This window comes from Algoriphagus boseongensis (assembly GCF_004362805.1).
Taxonomy (GTDB): Bacteria; Bacteroidota; Bacteroidia; order Cytophagales; family Cyclobacteriaceae; genus Algoriphagus; species Algoriphagus boseongensis.
The window spans coordinates 487,197-504,278 of sequence record NZ_SNYF01000007.1 but is presented as its reverse complement, the minus strand read 5'-3'; the positions used below and the strand labels follow the sequence as shown (position 1 = coordinate 504,278).

The window sequence follows — 17,082 nt, the reverse complement described above, 5'->3', positions numbered from 1 at the left end:
CAGCTTTTTGCTGAAGTGTTCAGCCTCAAAGGTGAAAGCTTCAGGCTTTTTGGTGAAATGTTCCAGCTCCGAGCCGAAAGGTCCGAGCTTTGAGCTGAAAGCTTGAGGCTTTTTGCTGTAATCTTACCAAGCTATCATGAAAAAGTCCTAAAAATCAAGGGAAAGCCCAGGCAAAAAAAACTGCCGACCCTTTACAGGCCGGCAGGAAAAGTGAAAAATGTACTCCGTTTGGATCAGGACTCTATTCCATTGACCGCCGGCTTGGGCTTGCGCTCGTAGCGAACCTTCAGATCCGCATTGACCGGCTTGGCGTTTGGAACGTCCATTTCCACTGCCACCTGCGTCTGTTTGTAGTAGGCATTGGAGGATTTCATCAGCTGGGATCCCATATCCAGAATCGAATCGGATAGGTTGCTGACGAGCTGCTCCAGGGCATTGAAAAACGGAGTTAATTCATCGATAGATTTCCATTGCTTTTCCATTACCTCCGGCTTAACAAAAGCCGGGGTAAATTCAGGGTTGGAAACCACATACTCCATAATCTTCCGCACGAAAGGAATGGAGGCCTCTCCCATTTTCACAGAATCACGTCGTTCATCTGGACTGAGAGCTTTGAGCTTTGGCGCCAGGACATTCAGGATTGAAGCCTGCGCATCTTTGAGGGTCTGAAGCTCAGCAGCTGTGAGCTCCACATAAAAATTTGTACTCATGGGTTAAAAATTTAATGTGAGAAATAGATTAAACAGTTTGAAAAAATTCAACTGTATATAAATGTAAATCAGTGTTTTATAAAAATCAAGAGTTTAGGTGAAAAATCTACGTTCTTTTTAGGAGATTGCTCACTGCTACTTGCGCACCGTCTACTGCTTACTGCCCACTGTTCACTGCCTACTGACCATTAGCTAAAGATTTGTCCTAGCCTAACTCGGTGTTTACTTGCAAAATTAATCACTAAAACACGCATCTACTCCTAGCCGAAACCTTTGCGGACAAGCCACTGGACAATTCAGAACAACTGGAAAAATTCGAAAATAAACGTATCTTACCTTTACCAGTAACTTATAAATCATTTAAAAACAGCACTATGAAAAGAAGAACGTTTATCAAAAACTCATCTCTCACCGCTCTGAGCATTAGTGCATTTGGATCCATTCAATGGAATGGGAAGAGCTTTGTAGGAGACACTCCCACAACCACTGACATTCTTGGACCCTTTTATCGGCCGGGTGCGCCAATGAGAAGCAATATTATTCCTCCTGATTCGAAAGGAATTCCGATGAACCTAACTGGAACAATTTTTAAAGAAGATGGAAAAACTCCATTGAACAATGTACTCGTTGAAATATGGCAATGTGATGAGAATGAACATTATGACAATACTTCCGATAGTTTCTTATTCCGAGGAGCAATAAAGACTGAAAAGAACGGAAAGTATGCCTTCAAAACTATTGTGCCAGTTCCCTACAAAGCTGACCCGAATAATGATGAATCTTGGAGACCAGCCCATATCCATATGCGGGTTTCCGTAGCCGAACAACAAGACTTAGTTACGCAAATCTATTTTAAAGGCGACAAATACAATGATACGGACACATCGGCATCCTCTCCTCAGGCTGTGAACAGAATCTTGGAAATTGTCAAAAATGGATCAGGAGAGAGTTCAGTGAACTTTGACGTGGTAATGGGTAAAGAATTTCCGCTCGACCAGGAAGTATACAATAAGATCACCGGTCTATACAGGATGGACAGCAACAATACCTTGGAGTTTATAAAGAGTGACGACTTATTGTTCATGAAAAGAAACGGTCAATTGATCGCAAGTTTTAAGTACATAGGCAACAATACATTTGAAGCTGGGACTGGATCTCTAAAAGCAACCTTCGAGTTGTTACCCAAAGGGGATGCTAAAGTGGTCGTTACTACGAGGGACAACACCTTCACGGGTGAGAAATTCTTAAAATACAGTGAGGGATAATCTTGGGTAAGGGAATTTGAAACCAAACTAAAAGCGGATAGCCCCAACAAAATCCCTTCTATGATCCAGTTCTTTAGAAAAATCCGACAGAGTCTCCTCTCAGATGGAAAAATAGGCAAGTACCTGAAATATGCGGTCGGGGAAATTGTATTGGTAGTGATTGGAATTTTGATTGCACTGCAATTAAACAATTGGAACGAAAACAGAAAAGAAGACCGTCAACTCAAGGGATATCTCCATAAAATATCACAAAATGTATCTCAAGACATCCTACAGATCAATTCCTTAAAAACAAGAAGAGATTCTGTACGAGCTGCGGCTACAAGGTCTGGACAGGCATTAATGAGGAGAGATTTTTCTGACTTCTCGAATATTTTACCGGGCAGTATTGTCGTTCAAGAATTTTATTTTATCCCTGACAAAAGCGGATTTGAAGCACTGAAAAACTCAGCCTTTTTAGGGAAAATAAATAACACAAAAGTCGATAGTTTACTTACCAGTTATTACAGACTTGTAGAAAAAACTCATCAATCTGAGTTAAGCTATAACAATTTCATTGAAAATATGGAGGCACAAATTAACTCAGAGGTAGATCCCACTGCTTTAGAAATTATCGGTCATAAAGTAATGAAGGGTGAAAAGATTAGTGCGAATGATCTTGAAGACGCTTTGCCTCTCATCCATAACCATGCATTCAAAATGTCGGTATTCAGAACCATGGACGATCAAAGTTATGTTAGAAATTATGCCGGCTTAATAGAATTAGGAAATGCCTTAGTTCAAGAAATTGATATTTTTTCTGAGCAGCTGAATTAATATAGGAGCAGCTGATAAAATAAGAAAAGTCCAAAAAGACTAAAATTAACAGGTTAACTGAGCCCCCCCCTCAGCGTAGTCAATGTTAAATTAAGACTGGGTGTAGTCCTCGATAACTATTGAGAGCAAAACGCCTTTCTGTTTTTTAGGAATTTGTAATTTCTCTCTTTCACTCACTTCCAAGGAATCCCACATCACTACTTTGCTGAGTCCAGATTGAATTCTCAAAATATTTTCTTTCCTTTAATTCTATGATTTTCAGGAGGTAAACCTGAATACATTTTCGCTATTGGTCCGGCTTAGGGTTGGTTTTGTTTTTTTGAAGAGCCGGTTTTTTTCTTCCATTGATTTCCTTAATCCAAACCCCATGCATATGAAATCATTCCGATTACTTCTGTTAGGAATAGCCTTGGCTTACTCCTGCAAAGAAAAGTCCCCTGAATTCCAAGCTCCCTTATTGGAAAACCTGGGTGCTTATGAGATTCAGGTCAGCACCAAATCGGCGTATGCCCAGCAGTTCTTTAACCAAGGCATCATCATGGCCAACAATTTCAACCATGCTGAGGCAGAGCGATCATTTAGGGAAGCTGTGCGCCTGGATACTGATTTGGCCATGGGTTATTGGGGAATTGCCTATGTTTTAGGGCCTAATTTCAATTCCGAAGCAAGTATGGGTACGGTAGAAGAAATCCGTAATGCGGTTGCAAAAGCGGTATCCCTACTAGAAAAGGTAAGTCCCTGGGAAAAAGGATTGATCAAAGCCATTCAGATCAAGTTTCCGGAAACAAATTCCACTTCGGATGATGAGGGTTTCTCTCAGGCCATGAAGCAGGTGCATGAGGATTTCCCGGACAATTCTTTTGTGGCAACCCTGTATGCTGAATCCCTAATGAACCTCCACCCTTGGGATTTTTATGAAGGAAGAGGTGGGGCTCCCAGACCTTGGACTCCGGAAATCGTCACTTTACTGGAAAAAGTGCTGGAAATAGACACCAAAAATCCCCTTGCCAATCACCTCTATCTCCATGCCACAGAAGCAAGCGGGAACTTGGAAAAGGCCCTAGAAGTGGCAGAACGACTCAAAAATCTGGTCCCTGCTGCCGGGCACCTGGTTCACATGCCTTCCCATATTTACATCAATACCGGGGATTACCATGAGGGATCCTTGGCCAATGAGCGGGCAGTCCTTGCCGATAGCATTTACATTGCCCAGTGTCAGGCTCAGGGCTATTATCCCCAGATGTATTACACCCACAATTACCACTTTTTGGCCGCTACGGCGGCATTTGAAGGTCGGGCTGCCCGATCGATTGAGGCCGCCTACCAAACAGCCGGATTGGTGGACCCTGCCTATTACTTTGAACCGGGCTTCGAAATGGTCCAGCATTACCTGACCATTCCCAATCATATTTTGGTCAAGTTTGCCCAATGGGAAAAGATATTGGCCTTACCCAAACCTTCCGAGGACTTGATTTATCCCCGAGCCATCTGGCACTATGCCAGAGGTATGGCACTGGCAAATTTGGGAAGGACTCAAGAAGCCTATCAGGAATTAGATAGCCTGAATATTCTTCGGCAGGACACCAGCATTGAAAACCAGTTGAACTGGGGAATCAACAAAGTGACTGAGGTCTGCCAGATAGCCTCCAATGTCTTAAATGCCAAGCTCAAAGCTGATGAGGGAAAAAAGGATGAGGCCATTGCCTTACTTTATGAAGCCATAGCGGTAGAAGATCAGCTAAATTATACCGAGCCACCAGATTGGTTCTTCTCTGTTCGGCATGTTCTGGGAAATCTATTATTAGCCAAAGGAGATTTTATCCAGGCTGAAAAAATCTTCCGGGAAGATCTGTTCAACTGGCCTAAAAACGGCTTTGCTTTAAATGGATTGGCAGAAAGCTTAAAGGCCCAAGGAAAACTGGAGGAAGGTGAAGAGGCAAGCAGAGAGTTTCAAGAATCCTGGAAATTGGCGGATATTGAATTGAAGGGATCGGAAGTAGACCCAGAAAAAAGGAAAGATATGGCTTTGACTATTACCTCCAAATCCCCCAATTCTTTGGTCTTACTTGCTGCTTCCTTTTGTGGGCCTAATTGATTTTAGTGACAATCTTGCACGATGTGAGAAGTCTTTCCCTCAAAATAGATTTCTTCTCCTCGTTTTATGAGAACATGCTCATAGTTATGGACTTCCGGTTCTCGTTTATTAAATTAAAGAACTGGGATTTGCGGATTATATACAGTAATGAAAACTTAAATTCTTACTTTTTATCGGAAAATCAGACCTTTTTTCTTTACCCCTTTTTATGCAGACTCTTCGGAGGAAAATGATCTTTTAAACTAAAGCCACTTAACTATTTGACATATGGAAGTAAAAAATCTTTTCAATCTTATCGGTAAAACTGCTCTTGTCACAGGAGGTGGCAACGGAATCGGCAAGGCTTGCTGCGAAATTTTGGCCAGCCACGGAGCAAATGTGGTGGTCTCTGACCTAAAGGTGGAAGATGCTCAACAAGTAGCTGAGGCCATTCAGGAAAAAGGAGGCAAGGCACTGGCTGTAGCCTGTAACGTCACCAAGGATGAGGAACTTGTCCAATTGGTTAAGACTGCTTTAGACACCTTCGGGGGCATCCATATTCTGGTCAACAATGCCGGAGGCGGAGGAGCTGGAAGAGAAAATCCCTACAAAATTTCGGTGAAGGACTTTGAATGGGTATTCCAGTTAAATGTATTCAGTGCCTGGAGACTTTCCCAACTATGTGCCCCAGAAATGGAGAAAAGCGGGTATGGTTCGATTATCAATATTACATCGATGAGCTCCATTAATAAAAGTCCGAACATCAGTGCCTACGCAAGTTCCAAAGCAGCAATTAACCACATGACTGCAAATTTGGCCTTTGACTACGGTCCACAGGGTATCAGAGTCAATGCCGTAGGCCCAGGAGCGACTAAAACGGCTGCATTGGCAAAGGTGCTAACTCCAGAAATCGAAGGAAAAATGCTTCATGGGACCCCTATCAAAAGGCTGGGAGAAGTAGAAGACATTGCCGGGGCTGTTCTTTACTTTGCCTCTCCTATTTCAGAATGGGTAAGTGGGCAGGTATTATTTGTCAACGGTGGAGGGATTCAAACCTTGGATTAGTCACCTGTCTCAACAGGTATTTTATATTTGAAGGTACTAATCCTTTGGATTTCTACATTGGCAGGACCTTCTCCGGCAAGTGGTCTGGAGAATAAGTGGCTGGCTTGTTTTTTCGTAGGTATTGAATAGAGAAATAAACCATCACCACCACGACCAGGAACTTGAACAAACCTCCCAAAGTACCGGGAGCACCCAGAAAAAATAGCACCGACCCTACCAGCAGTACCGTTCCAATCAGGATAGCAAGATTTCCGGCAAAGCATCCGGGACGGTTGCCACTATGGTAGACAATGCCGGGAAAGGTTTTTAGGCGATCATGTAAGGTTCGGATAAAGGCGGCATAAGCTGCTCCCCGATCTTCAAAATCAGCAAATCCCCGATAGTGCACGCTTTTCAGAGTAAAAACTGTTCCATAGTGCAGCGTGATATCGCATTGGTACTTGGTCATCGCAAAGCGGGTAGGATCGTGGTACAGACGGATCTCCTTGATTTCCGAAAAAGCAATGGGATGAGTATAGGTAGGGTAAACTAGCTCCAATCCCCTATCCGTCAAGCGGTAGACGGTTTCTTCTTTTTCCAGAGCGGAATTGCGGAAAGAATAGGTGGTTTCGGACATGGATAACTGGAACTTGATAAGCTCAAGGAAACGAAAATATAACATTCTTGAAACTGAGAATACCCATTCCCAGATTTCTCCAAAGTGGCTATTTTTCTTAAAGCCTTGGGGTCTGATTTCACTTCGCCGAAATGACATCCATAAGATGTCCACCTGCCTACTGCAAACTGCTGACTGCCAACTGCCTACTAATCAGCCTTTCAAAAAATACATTTCCCAGATTCCCCGGTTTTTGATTTCGATACTGCCTCGGTATTCGCATTCGAATTCATCCTTGATGATCTCATAGGTGGTGCCAGAGATATTGATCTTGCCCTCTTCTGAATTGCTTTCCATTCTCGAGGCGATATTTACCGTATCTCCCCAAATATCATATTGCCACTTTTTGACCCCTACAATACCCGCTACAATAGGCCCGGTATGAATTCCTATCCGCATTTCAAATTGGACAATGCCTTCCGGTTTTGGCTTTTTGATAAAGTCCATCATTTCCTTACCAGCCTTGACCACATCAAATGCATGCCGTTCTGTTTCGGTAGGAAGACCGCCTGCGCACATATAGGAATCTCCAATGGTTTTGATCTTTTCCAGTCCATACTTGTCTGTAATCACATCAAACTCCTTGAAATAGTAGTCTATGCTTTCGACCAGTTGCTCCGGGGAAATCTCTTCAGCCATGCTGGAAAAACTCTTGAAATCGGTAAAGAGTACTGTGGCTGAATTGAAGCGATGGGCTTTTACTTTTCCATAAAGCTTGAGCTCATCGGCGATTTCCTCAGGAAGGATGTTGAGCAGGAGTTCTTCGGATCGGTTTTTCTCTTCTTCGATGATTTTATTGGTCTCCTTTTCAAATTTGAATCGTCTGTATGCACCAATTGCCAATAAGGCCACCAATAAGAGCACTACCACAACTCCATAGAGCACCATGGTCTGGCGCTTGGCCCTGAGGGTAGCGATGGTTGCCTCACTTTCCAGGAGATCAACCTCGGCCTGTTTTTGGGATACTTCGTAGTCTGTTCTCAGGTTGGCCATTTCCTGTACAGCCTGAATGTTTTTCACACTATCCCGGTATTGGATATGCTTTTTGTAAAACTCCAGGGCTTTTGCAGGATTATTCAATTGTTCATAAATGACCGAGAGCAGTAGGTTGGCTTCACTGATCTGGTCTTTTAATCCGTACTTACTCGCAAGATCCAAGCTTCTCTGGGCATATCCCAGGGCAGTTTGCCTATCCCTTTTATCCAGATAGATATTGGACATATAGTTTAAATAGTCGGAAATGGGATAGTATTCATGGTACTTTTCCAGAATCTCGATGGCCTGATTGATGCGTTTTTCGGAAGTCAATTTGTCTCCATATTCTGCCAAGATCATTCCGAGGTTGCCAAGGCAATAGGCCTCCCCGATTTCAAAATTTATAGCTTCGAAGATCAATTGAGCCCGCTCGACAAAGGACAAGGCAGAGTCCAACTTCCCCATCTTCAAATATTCATCCCCGGCATTGAAGATGGCAGATCCCAAGGAGATAGAATCACTTTCTTGCTCCAGGATTTCAATACTTTTTCTGTAGTAAATGCTGGCATTTTGACTGTTTTCGCTGGCGGAATAAGTGTCTGCGATCGTAATGTAAGATCTGCCCTGGGCTCTCATTGAACCCGACTTTTGGGCATATTTCAAGGACTCAAAAAAGTATTCCAGAGCCTTGGACAAATCACCTTTGAATTTGTAGGCATAGCCAAGCATAATATTGGCACTGGCTATATGGTTATCCAAAGAACCCTCTAAGGCTTTTTCCAGGTAGATCTCCCCATATTTCAACAAGCTATCCGGGTTAGCTTCAAACTCAATCAAACTATTCAAATAATCCAGATTTTTTTCTCCCGTGGAATAGTATAATTGCTTTAGACTGTCGGCTTTGAAGCGAATCTGACCCGATTCCTCCCCAGACTGGGCAAGAGCCAGATTAAAAATCGAAAAGTACAGGAAAAAGAAAACTAGATTTTTCAAGTTCAACTGTGAGCTAATTAGGACGTTTGGATATGTCTTATTTTTAAATCTATAAAGTATTTTTTGCTCTTTGCTCCTGAATAGACTGAAAATTTGAATAAATAATCCTAGGGAAAAATAAGCTATTGCTTCCAATTCCCTAGGATTTATTTGATTTGGATCTACATTGATTTGATGGAGGGATCTTTCCCGCCTTTCCCGAGTCAAAAAATCAGATTCCCTTTTGATTTTAAAATAGACTGAATTTAGAATACATCGACAGGATCAAAGGATACCTTATTCGCTTAGATAATTCTGATTTTAGGGTCGAGCTGATAGGTGAAAGTCTCTCCTGTTGCATTAGATCTGATGGTAAAGCGAATGGTATATTTCACATTTCCACCGGCAGTATTATCCTCTACTTTTACTTTGGCTTTCCTTCCTCCTCCAGGGATTGGATTCTGTGCAAAAGCTGTAACATCTCCAGTCCAAGGGAAATCCAAAAATTTAATCTGATAGCCATCTGGATTAGGACCTACGTCGAAAATTTCCCAATTGATAAATTTGGAAGCGAAGGCTCTTGACTCAAAATCAACCGGATTTCCACTTTCACTTGAACCACCGTTGTCATCGGAAAGGCTAGTGTTTTCGGCTACATCCCCTCCATTGAAAATTGCCTCGGCATTGATTCTAAAATTAATGGTAATATCCTTAGCTCCCTGACCAAAAGCAGGTCCTAATCCCAAAAGCATGAGGATCAGAAATGTGAATAAAAAGCTGTTGTTTTTCATAGCGAACATTATTGGTGATAATTTATTTGTAAGAATATAGGAAAAATATTTCAAAGCCATCACTAATATAAAATATCTCTTGATTGGATTAAATCGGGATTTATCTAAATCTGATCTTTGAGTCTTTAGGAAGTTGTTTATTCGACACGCATTTAAACAGAAAATTCAAGGATTTTTTGGGGCTAAAAAGCTGAGGATGGATATTGAAAAAGAATTGATTAACTCAAGACAAAAGAACTCTCCATAAAAGCAAAATCATCCATGAAAAGCCCTTTATATGCAAGAATAATCTTCCTCATTTTAGGGATTGGATTCTTGTTGGTTTTATCCTCCAGCCTTTATGGGCAAGATAATCAAGCTCAAGATTGGAGGATTAATTTCCCCAAAACCAAGGAGGTGGTAGAAAAGCTTCCCAATCCGGAAAGCCTCTTTATCTTCTTCATGGCGGGTCAGTCTAATATGGCGGGAAGGGGATTTGTGGAGCCTTTAGATACTATTCCGAATCCCAGAATTTTGACCATAGATCAGAACAATACATGGGTATATGCCAAAGAGCCCCTTCATTTTTACGAGCCTAACCTGACCGGCTTGGACTGTGGATTGTCCTTTGCTAGAACGCTGCTAGATTCTTTACCTGAAGGGGTATCCATCGCCATTATACCCTGCGCTGTGGGTGGGAGTTCTACCGAACAATGGCTAAGCAATGAGACCTACCGAGGGGTGACCCTATTGGATAATTTCAAAGAAAAAGTCGCCTTAGCAAAAGAGTATGGAACCATCAAAGGAATCCTCTGGCATCAAGGAGAGAGCAATGCAAAGGCTGATTTGATCCCCTTTTTTGAGCAAAGGCTAGACTCCTTATTGGCTGAGTTTAGAGGCATTGTTCAGAATGAGACACTTCCCATCGTTTTGGGAGAACTGGGCAGTTTTTCAGAACCTGAAGAATCCCGAAATAACTGGAAGGCAATCAATTCAATTATCCATCAAGTGGTGGATCGAGATTCTAATTTGGCATTGGTAGAAACCCAAGACCTAAAGCACAAGGGAGATAAGGTGCATTTTGATTCCGAATCCCAAAGAACTATGGGGAAAAGGTATGCAGCCAAGTATTTGGAACTGGTGAATGCCAGATCCAAAAAGGCTGATAACCAAGTAACCCTTATCGGAGAAATGAAAAATGTGATGTGGAAGGGAGAGCTTTTTGGAAATATTGATTTGGACACCCTGAAGAACAAAACCCATTTATATGGGCTAGGTCCTGTGGATTACTTGAAAGGGGAAATAATGATCCTTGATGGGAAGTCCTACAAATCAACCGTTATCTCAGACTCAACAATGAAGGTGGAACAAACCTTCCAGATCAAAGCTCCATTTTTTGGGTATGCAAACATTTCAAAATGGAAACCCCAATCCTTGCCCGACAGCATTGAGACCATAAAAGACTTGGAAAGCTACCTGGATAAAATCACCAAAAACTCCCCAAGGCCTTTTCTATTCAAACTCAACGGGACAGTAGAAAAGGCAATTATCCATGTGGTCAATTTACCTGAGGGAGCAAAGGTCAGTTCCCCAGCCGAAGCCCATCAGGGTCAAGTAAATTACCCACTGGAAAACGAACAAGGAGACATTCTAGGCTTTTTCTCAACTGAGCACAAAACCATTTTCACCCATCATAACACCTTTCTGCACATGCACTTTATCACCGCAGACCGACAAAAAATGGGGCATTTGGACGAGGTACGGTTTAAGAAAGGGACGATGACTCTTTACTTGCCGGCAGAATGAGACTTAGGATGGGGTAAACAGTCTTGGATAAAGTATTGAACAACTTAAATAGATGACCTTGGCAATTTAAATGAAGGATTAATGATAAACCGAAAAGTTTTACCCTAACTTCATCTAGAGCGTGAATTCCTAAGGCAACCAAATGACCCTCCCATGAAAAACATTCAAAACGATGCTGATTATGAAGAAATCAGACTTAGGATTTTGGCTATTTCTTCATCAAGTCCCAAACAATGGGGTAAAATGAATGTCCAACAGATGCTGGTTCATTGCCAAATGCAACTCAAATTGGGACTTGGGGAGGTTCCAGCCCAAATTCAGGGTCCAGCTTTGATGCGAACCAAATTAATCCAATGGTTGATCTTTTCGAATCTCCCCTGGCCTAAGGGAGCAAATACACCCAAGGAAATGGATGTTTTGGCCAATAATTATCCCTTAGAGGATATTGAATCCGAGAAAAATGAATTGCTGACTTATATCGAAAAAGCCAGGAAAAAAGGGGGATTGGCTCCACATCCCTTATTCGGAAAACTGAATCAGAAAGATTGGGCCAGGTTAATCTATAAACATCTTGATCATCACCTAAAACAGTTTGGTAGCTAAGTAAGGACAAAAACTAGCTTAAGAATACTTAAACAGTTCATCCGCAATCGCTCTCCAAACTTCATTGCTTCCTATAGGCCGGATAAATAGGTATAGTAGATTTGCCCCTGCCACTAAAAGCAATGCCGGATGCCAACGCTTTAACTTCCAGCAAATAATAAGGATAGGAAGCACACAAAATATGGTGGAGAAAAAGAGCACATCAATAAAATCATAAGGAGCTGAGCCAAAGAACACCATATTTGGAATCATCAGCATTCTCCCAAAGGCAGGCATCAAAGCCCAAAATACAGTGGAAATCATCCACATCGCATGATCTTCCAGGTTTTTCGCCTTGCTTATAGCAATCAATACACTCGCCGCAAAGCCAATAATGGTGATGATATCCGTAAAAGATACCCCATAAAAAAAGTCTGAATCAACGATTGGATTGGGTTCCAGGGTAGAAATGGCTTTAAGATTTTGTGGAATGATGGTGAGCGCTGAAAAGGTCACCCCTCCTGCCAGAAATAAAGATAGAGCCCCATAGTTCCTATGCAGCTTCACTTTGCCTCTGGTAATCAAATAAGGCTGAATGATTACCATACAATACCATAAAATGGCAGATAGCCCATGCATGTGCTGATGCCAAGTAGCTTCATCTAAGCGAAAAAAGTAACCTCTGGAAAATCCGATCAATGCAACCACTAAAGGGATAATAAGCCATTTATGGGCATTTTTAAAGTCAGCTAATATCATTTAGAGCTGTTATTAAGTCCTTGAAAAACAAGTTAATTGAATCAATATAAGAAAAAGAATCCTCTTAGCTTTTACCTTTTAAGATTGGGGAATTGCATCGGTTATTCAGTTTTGAACATCAACCTAGATGATTTAAAAGAGAATAGTTAACCCTGAATCAGAATTTGAATTCTTTATGGTTTTTGAAAAACATAGTAAGGGAGGTAATCTGGGCCAGCAATTAATCGGGTCAAACTATTTAACAAACGAAAGAAAATCAATAGATTAGACCTATACCAAACAACCCCAGCCATGATTACTTTACAAGCCAAGGACACCTACAGGCTTACCTCAGTGTTTATGATTCTCATTATCGCAGGCGTGCAATGGGGCTTTTATCGACCCTATTTAAGTCAGTTTCCCACCTTCACTAATGCCACCCCTGTCATTCATATTCATGGAGCTTTGCTGATGGGTTGGATGATGCTTTTGGTTATTCAACCCTTGCTGATCAATTTCAAAAAGGTAAAACTTCACAGAAGCATCGGGAAAATTTCTTGGATCCTGGGCCCAATGATTATCATTTCCATGTTTTTAGTCGGAAGAGGCTCGTATTGGAGAGGATTGGATTTTATCAGTCAAAATCCTGGGAGCTTTACGGCTAGTGACAACCTTGCCGTGATGGTTTTGGACATTCGGGGATTTGTCACCTTCGCCATCTTTTGGGCCTTGGCCATGGCCTATCGAAAAAATTCCGGATCACATATGCGGTACATGATCGCCACAGGCCTTTTGGCTATTGGCCCTGGAGTAGGTCGAGGATTGATGGCTACTTTTGATCTTTCTTTACATTCAGCCCTGACAATCACTGATGTACTGGATTTGTTGATTGCAGGAGTGTTTATCGGATATGATTTCGCGAGAAAAAAGGATTCCAAACCTTATCTCATCGTATTTACCTTCTTTTTGGTCGGAGCTATTCTTTGGCAGTATTGCTACAGTGAGTTTTGGCAAAACTTCGCTCAAGGGTATGCAGACCTTTTGTACTAATATTTAACAAATCCTGACCATGGCTAGAACAATCAATCAACGGATGACTGCAAAAATCGAAGGGGATTTTGTGGTATTCATTATCGGTATGCGGATCAACCGATTTTGGAAGTTTCATAAATGGCTTCCAGTGGCTATGGCCATGCCAAAGATGCTGGAAGAACTTTCAAAAAAGCCTGAAAGTGGTTTTTTGGGAGTCCAATCTGCTGGTGGATTATCACCAGTCATGGTTCAATATTGGAGGTCTTTCGAGCATTTGGAGGCCTACGCCAAGGATAGGGATGGTTTGCATTATCCTGCCTGGAGAGAATTCAATAAGAAGATCAAAAGCAATGGTGATGTGGGCATTTGGCACGAAACCTACAAGGTCAAAGCGGGAGATTATGAGTGCATCTACAACAATATGCCCATTTATGGACTTGGAAAAATAGGCGAATTAATTCCTGTCTCTGGAAAAAGAGAAACTGCCGCAGAAAGGATTTCAGCCCAAGTTTAAACACCCAGCTTTTAAATTTTAACAGATTAGGCTACTAGTTGCAAGTCATAGCCCAAAGGTCTATCTTCAGAAAAGTCAAATTCTACCTACCTTATTCTAGGCAATGATTCATTTTTTTAGAAAAATACGCCAACAAGTGCTCGTTCAAAATAAAATAACCCGATACCTCGCCTATGCTTTAGGCGAAATCGCCCTGGTAATGATTGGTATTCTTCTGGCCTTGCAGGTGAATACCTGGAATGATCAGAAGAAAAGTGAGGCTGCAGAGCTGGCCTATTATTGCAGAATATTGGATGATTTTAAACTGGATCAGCAGCTGATTGATGAAAGAATTCAGCTTGCGAATGAACGAATAGCTACTAGCAGAGAACTTTTACAGGAGTTGGATGCAGGAACTCAGGACAAAACAAATCTCTTGAATAAATTCTTGCTAGCCATTCGTGGTGAGGCTTATGTACCCAGAAATGCTACCTATAAGGATCTTATTTCTTCCGGAAATCTGAAGCTCCTACAGGATATCGAGATAAAAAACAGCCTCATTCAATTCTATGCTGAACAGGAAAACAAACAGGTGCAACTCAAACAAAACCGTGACGAGGTAATTCAGGAAATATTTAAAATGCTCAATGATTCCCCGGACTTTGGAGGCCTTCAGGAATACGATTATGTCCAAAAACAATTGGGCTCAGAGCTTATCGCAACTCTTCCGAATGTGGATTGGACTAAGGATAAAAACAACGTCCATTACCGAAAATTTCAGCAGGTAATTCTATTTAACCTAACTATGGCAGAAAGGGAAAAGCAGCATTTGGCAACAATCCATCAATTGATGGAAGCTCCCTTTCAGCTTTTAAGTGAAAAGTGTAAGGGCGGAACTAACCAATGAAACCTATCTGCTTATTTTTCTTCCGAAATTAGGTCTGGAAGCATTTTCTTATCGAATTTCGTCCAGTCTTTGTCCTTCTTTACCCACTTACCTGAACCGATGCGAACCTTTTGCTCTGCCTTCTTTTTACTTTTCCTAGGGAATTCTTTTTTTCTCCAAGCTCAGGAGGAGAAGCTAAAAATCACTCAGTTACAAGGGGATTTCTACCTATATACCACCTACAGCACCTATGAGGGCAATGCTATTCCAGCCCATGGTCTCTACCTTCTGACTGAGGAAGGGGCAGTACTCCTGGATACCCCTTGGGACACCACGCAATTTCAACCCCTGCTAGATAGCATCTGGACCAAGCATCAGCAGAAAGTCAAACTTTGCATTGCCACGCATTGGCATAGCGACCGCACGGCAGGACTGGAATACTACCGCCAACAGGGAATACAAACTTATACAACCGAACTCACTGATCAATTGAGTAAGCAAAATGGACAAAAAAGAGCCGAGCATATGATCCGTCAGGACACCGTATTTCAAGTAGGTAGTTATGCCTTCGAAACTTTTTACCCAGGAGAAGGGCACACCAAGGACAATCTCGTCTTGTGGTTTGGCGAGGAAAAAATTCTCTATGGAGGCTGTCTGATCAAAGGAACTGACGCTAAAAATCTGGGGTACATGGGGGATGCAAATCCTTTGGACTATTGGGCGACTCTTCAGAATGTTAAAGAAAAATATCCCAATCCGAGTTGGATTATCCTGTCCCATAGTACCTATGATCAAGGGGAATCTCTGGACCACTCCATTGATTTAGCAAGGAAACTGAAAAAGAAAACCAAAGTCATGAAAACCATGGACTAAAGGCCACATCCCCTATTGGAAGTCAAACGCTAAAGAATTACCTTAAACTTGGCAAACGTGATTCTTTCCATCTTTAGGCTAGGCTCTGATTTTTGCCCATTTAACCCCAAAAAAGTGAAAAAGACTAATTTTTTGAGCCTCCTTACCCAAATCCTCCTTCATCCCATTCCCATGAAATCCTGGATTATTACGCTCTTTGGACTCCTACTCGGTACCCTAACTCTTGCTCAAGAAGTCAAGACAAAGTCTAGACCTAGTCTCAAGGACACTTTGGATGGGAAGTTTGACTTCAGCTCCTTTCTTTTGGATGCCAATGGTTTTATCCCAGTGCCACAACTGATCACCGAACCCGCTTTAGGAGGGATAGGAATGTTGATCGCTCCACTATTCATTCAACCCAATAAACATCCCTTTCCAGATCGATACACTCCTCCCACCTTAACTGCCGTAGCGGGGATGTATACGGCCAACAAATCCTGGTTTGTGGGTGGATTTCGAGCGGGGACTGTAACCAAACACTATCTACGGTATACCGTGTTTGCAGGCTATGGCACGATCAACATGAACTTATATCGTGATCTGCCTATTCTGGGAGAAACGGAATTTGCTTTTAAATTCAAAACCCTTCCGATCTATGGAAAACTTATCAAGAGGATCGGGAAATCGGATTTTTACGCTGGTATGCAATACCTTTATTTGAATACAGAGGTGATTCCTGAGTTTCTTGCCTCTGGTGAAAGCCTCCCTGACTTTATCGAAGAGGGATCGTTAAAAACCCGGCAAAGCACCCCAGGAATTATCCTTCAGCTTGATAAGCGGGATAATATCTTCACCCCAGATAAAGGAACTTATTTTCAGGCTAATTTCAATGTTAATGCAGATTGGACTGGTTCAGACTATACCAACCAGGCTTTCAAAGCCTATATCCTTCAGTATTTCCAACTTCAGAAGAAATGGATCAGTGGGTTTAGGGCAGAGACCAAGCAGCAATTTGGAGATGTACCTTTTTTCTTAGAATCATCCATCAATCTGAGAGGCGTCCCTGCAGGTCGCTATCAAGGAACTTCCACCTATTTGGTGGAGACAGAGCAGCGGTATGATTTCAGCTTGAGATGGAGCGGGATAGCCTTTGCAGGCACGGGAAAAGCAGTCTCCCCACGATCCACCTTTGCAGATTCTCCATGGATTTACAACTACGGAGCAGGTGTTCGCTACTTAGTAGCAAGGGCATTCAAAATCCGCATGGGGTTGGATATTGCCTTTTCCAATGACAATTTTGGGTACTACATCGTTTTTGGTTCCGCTTGGAGATAAGCTTCCCTAGCCTGCCTTGGCTAGAAAGATCAAGAATTTTAGCTTTGGCTTGAGCT

General features: G+C 42.1%; 16 protein-coding genes. 11 read left to right on the top strand and 5 right to left on the bottom strand.

The features are described from left to right. Nucleotides 1-233: 233 nt before the first annotated feature. On the bottom strand, nt 234-710 hold the full coding sequence (locus DFQ04_RS13610) for a hypothetical protein (protein WP_133556739.1): 477 nt from the start codon (nt 708-710) through the stop codon (nt 234-236). A gap of 374 nt (nt 711-1,084) precedes the next feature. Between DFQ04_RS13610 and DFQ04_RS13605 the strand changes: the two genes are divergently transcribed. From DFQ04_RS13605 to DFQ04_RS13590, 4 genes are all read left to right on the top strand, one after another. Then, nucleotides 1,085-1,975: a dioxygenase family protein gene (locus DFQ04_RS13605; protein ID WP_133556738.1), complete on the top strand. Its 891-nt coding sequence runs from the start codon at nt 1,085-1,087 to the stop codon at nt 1,973-1,975. 60 nt (nt 1,976-2,035) lie between these two features. Beyond that, a complete protein-coding gene (locus DFQ04_RS13600; RefSeq protein ID WP_133556736.1) occupies nt 2,036-2,791 on the top strand; it encodes a DUF6090 family protein in 756 nt (251 codons plus the stop codon). A 373-nt stretch (nt 2,792-3,164) separates the two neighbouring features. Then, nucleotides 3,165-4,886, top strand: a complete 1,722-nt coding sequence (locus DFQ04_RS13595; protein ID WP_133556734.1) for a hypothetical protein — start codon at nt 3,165-3,167, stop codon at nt 4,884-4,886. A 267-nt stretch (nt 4,887-5,153) separates the two neighbouring features. Continuing rightward, nucleotides 5,154-5,930, top strand: a complete 777-nt coding sequence (locus DFQ04_RS13590; protein WP_133556732.1) for a glucose 1-dehydrogenase — start codon at nt 5,154-5,156, stop codon at nt 5,928-5,930. Nucleotides 5,931-5,982: 52 nt separating this feature from the next. Here the strand turns inward: DFQ04_RS13590 and DFQ04_RS13585 are convergent, their stop codons facing one another. The 3 genes from DFQ04_RS13585 to DFQ04_RS13575 all read right to left on the bottom strand — a co-directional run bounded on the left by DFQ04_RS13585 (nt 5,983) and on the right by DFQ04_RS13575 (nt 9,323). Next, nucleotides 5,983-6,546, bottom strand: coding sequence for a hypothetical protein (locus tag DFQ04_RS13585; protein WP_133556730.1), 564 nt, complete (start codon nt 6,544-6,546; stop codon nt 5,983-5,985). A 192-nt stretch (nt 6,547-6,738) separates the two neighbouring features. Beyond that, entirely contained in the window at nt 6,739-8,553 is a 1,815-nt protein-coding gene (locus DFQ04_RS13580; RefSeq protein WP_208110537.1) for an adenylate/guanylate cyclase domain-containing protein, read from the bottom strand. Between the two features lie 284 nt (nt 8,554-8,837). Then, nucleotides 8,838-9,323, bottom strand: coding sequence for a hypothetical protein (locus DFQ04_RS13575; protein ID WP_133556726.1), 486 nt, complete (start codon nt 9,321-9,323; stop codon nt 8,838-8,840). Between the two features lie 261 nt (nt 9,324-9,584). Between DFQ04_RS13575 and DFQ04_RS13570 the strand changes: the two genes are divergently transcribed. Both DFQ04_RS13570 and DFQ04_RS13565 read left to right on the top strand, forming a co-directional pair. Next, the gene (locus DFQ04_RS13570) at nt 9,585-11,108 is read left to right on the top strand and encodes a sialate O-acetylesterase (RefSeq protein WP_133556724.1); all 1,524 of its coding nucleotides are present in this window, start codon (nt 9,585-9,587) and stop codon (nt 11,106-11,108) included. Nucleotides 11,109-11,261: 153 nt separating this feature from the next. Beyond that, nucleotides 11,262-11,711 carry a DUF1569 domain-containing protein gene (locus DFQ04_RS13565; RefSeq protein ID WP_133556722.1) on the top strand — a complete coding sequence of 150 codons (450 nt, stop codon included), beginning with the start codon at nt 11,262-11,264 and terminating at the stop codon, nt 11,709-11,711. Nucleotides 11,712-11,729: 18 nt separating this feature from the next. On the opposite strand, the gene DFQ04_RS13560 is transcribed toward DFQ04_RS13565, so the two are convergent. Beyond that, complete coding sequence (locus DFQ04_RS13560) at nt 11,730-12,449, bottom strand: hypothetical protein (protein WP_133556720.1); 720 nt, start codon at nt 12,447-12,449, stop codon at nt 11,730-11,732. 291 nt (nt 12,450-12,740) lie between these two features. On the opposite strand from DFQ04_RS13560, the gene DFQ04_RS13555 reads away from it, so the two are divergent. The 5 genes from DFQ04_RS13555 (at nt 12,741) to DFQ04_RS13535 (ending at nt 17,026) form a co-directional block, all read left to right on the top strand. Beyond that, nucleotides 12,741-13,478: a hypothetical protein gene (locus DFQ04_RS13555; protein ID WP_133556718.1), complete on the top strand. Its 738-nt coding sequence runs from the start codon at nt 12,741-12,743 to the stop codon at nt 13,476-13,478. A gap of 19 nt (nt 13,479-13,497) precedes the next feature. Further along, nucleotides 13,498-13,974 carry a DUF4188 domain-containing protein gene (locus DFQ04_RS13550; protein ID WP_133556716.1) on the top strand — a complete coding sequence of 159 codons (477 nt, stop codon included), beginning with the start codon at nt 13,498-13,500 and terminating at the stop codon, nt 13,972-13,974. 136 nt (nt 13,975-14,110) lie between these two features. Continuing rightward, nucleotides 14,111-14,860, top strand: a complete 750-nt coding sequence (locus tag DFQ04_RS13545; RefSeq protein WP_133556714.1) for a DUF6090 family protein — start codon at nt 14,111-14,113, stop codon at nt 14,858-14,860. 99 nt (nt 14,861-14,959) lie between these two features. Next, nucleotides 14,960-15,712, top strand: coding sequence for a subclass B1 metallo-beta-lactamase (gene bla, locus DFQ04_RS13540; RefSeq protein ID WP_133556712.1), 753 nt, complete (start codon nt 14,960-14,962; stop codon nt 15,710-15,712). A 171-nt stretch (nt 15,713-15,883) separates the two neighbouring features. Further along, nucleotides 15,884-17,026, top strand: coding sequence for a BamA/TamA family outer membrane protein (locus tag DFQ04_RS13535; RefSeq protein ID WP_133556710.1), 1,143 nt, complete (start codon nt 15,884-15,886; stop codon nt 17,024-17,026). The last annotated feature ends 56 nt before the right edge of the window (nt 17,027-17,082 follow it).

Bases quoted from the DNA above. Each gene is read 5' to 3' on its own strand.
- DFQ04_RS13610 (WP_133556739.1), bottom strand. From the start codon at position 710: ATGAGTACAAATTTTTATGTGGAGCTCACAGCTGCTGAGCTTCAGACC.
- DFQ04_RS13605 (WP_133556738.1), top strand. From the start codon at position 1,085: ATGAAAAGAAGAACGTTTATCAAAAACTCATCTCTCACCGCTCTGAGC.
- DFQ04_RS13600 (WP_133556736.1), top strand. From the start codon at position 2,036: ATGATCCAGTTCTTTAGAAAAATCCGACAGAGTCTCCTCTCAGATGGA.
- DFQ04_RS13595 (WP_133556734.1), top strand. From the start codon at position 3,165: ATGAAATCATTCCGATTACTTCTGTTAGGAATAGCCTTGGCTTACTCC.
- DFQ04_RS13590 (WP_133556732.1), top strand. From the start codon at position 5,154: ATGGAAGTAAAAAATCTTTTCAATCTTATCGGTAAAACTGCTCTTGTC.
- DFQ04_RS13585 (WP_133556730.1), bottom strand. From the start codon at position 6,546: ATGTCCGAAACCACCTATTCTTTCCGCAATTCCGCTCTGGAAAAAGAA.
- DFQ04_RS13575 (WP_133556726.1), bottom strand. From the start codon at position 9,323: ATGAAAAACAACAGCTTTTTATTCACATTTCTGATCCTCATGCTTTTG.
- DFQ04_RS13570 (WP_133556724.1), top strand. From the start codon at position 9,585: ATGAAAAGCCCTTTATATGCAAGAATAATCTTCCTCATTTTAGGGATT.
- DFQ04_RS13565 (WP_133556722.1), top strand. From the start codon at position 11,262: ATGAAAAACATTCAAAACGATGCTGATTATGAAGAAATCAGACTTAGG.
- DFQ04_RS13560 (WP_133556720.1), bottom strand. From the start codon at position 12,449: ATGATATTAGCTGACTTTAAAAATGCCCATAAATGGCTTATTATCCCT.
- DFQ04_RS13555 (WP_133556718.1), top strand. From the start codon at position 12,741: ATGATTACTTTACAAGCCAAGGACACCTACAGGCTTACCTCAGTGTTT.
- DFQ04_RS13550 (WP_133556716.1), top strand. From the start codon at position 13,498: ATGGCTAGAACAATCAATCAACGGATGACTGCAAAAATCGAAGGGGAT.
- bla (WP_133556712.1), top strand. From the start codon at position 14,960: ATGCGAACCTTTTGCTCTGCCTTCTTTTTACTTTTCCTAGGGAATTCT.
- DFQ04_RS13535 (WP_133556710.1), top strand. From the start codon at position 15,884: ATGAAATCCTGGATTATTACGCTCTTTGGACTCCTACTCGGTACCCTA.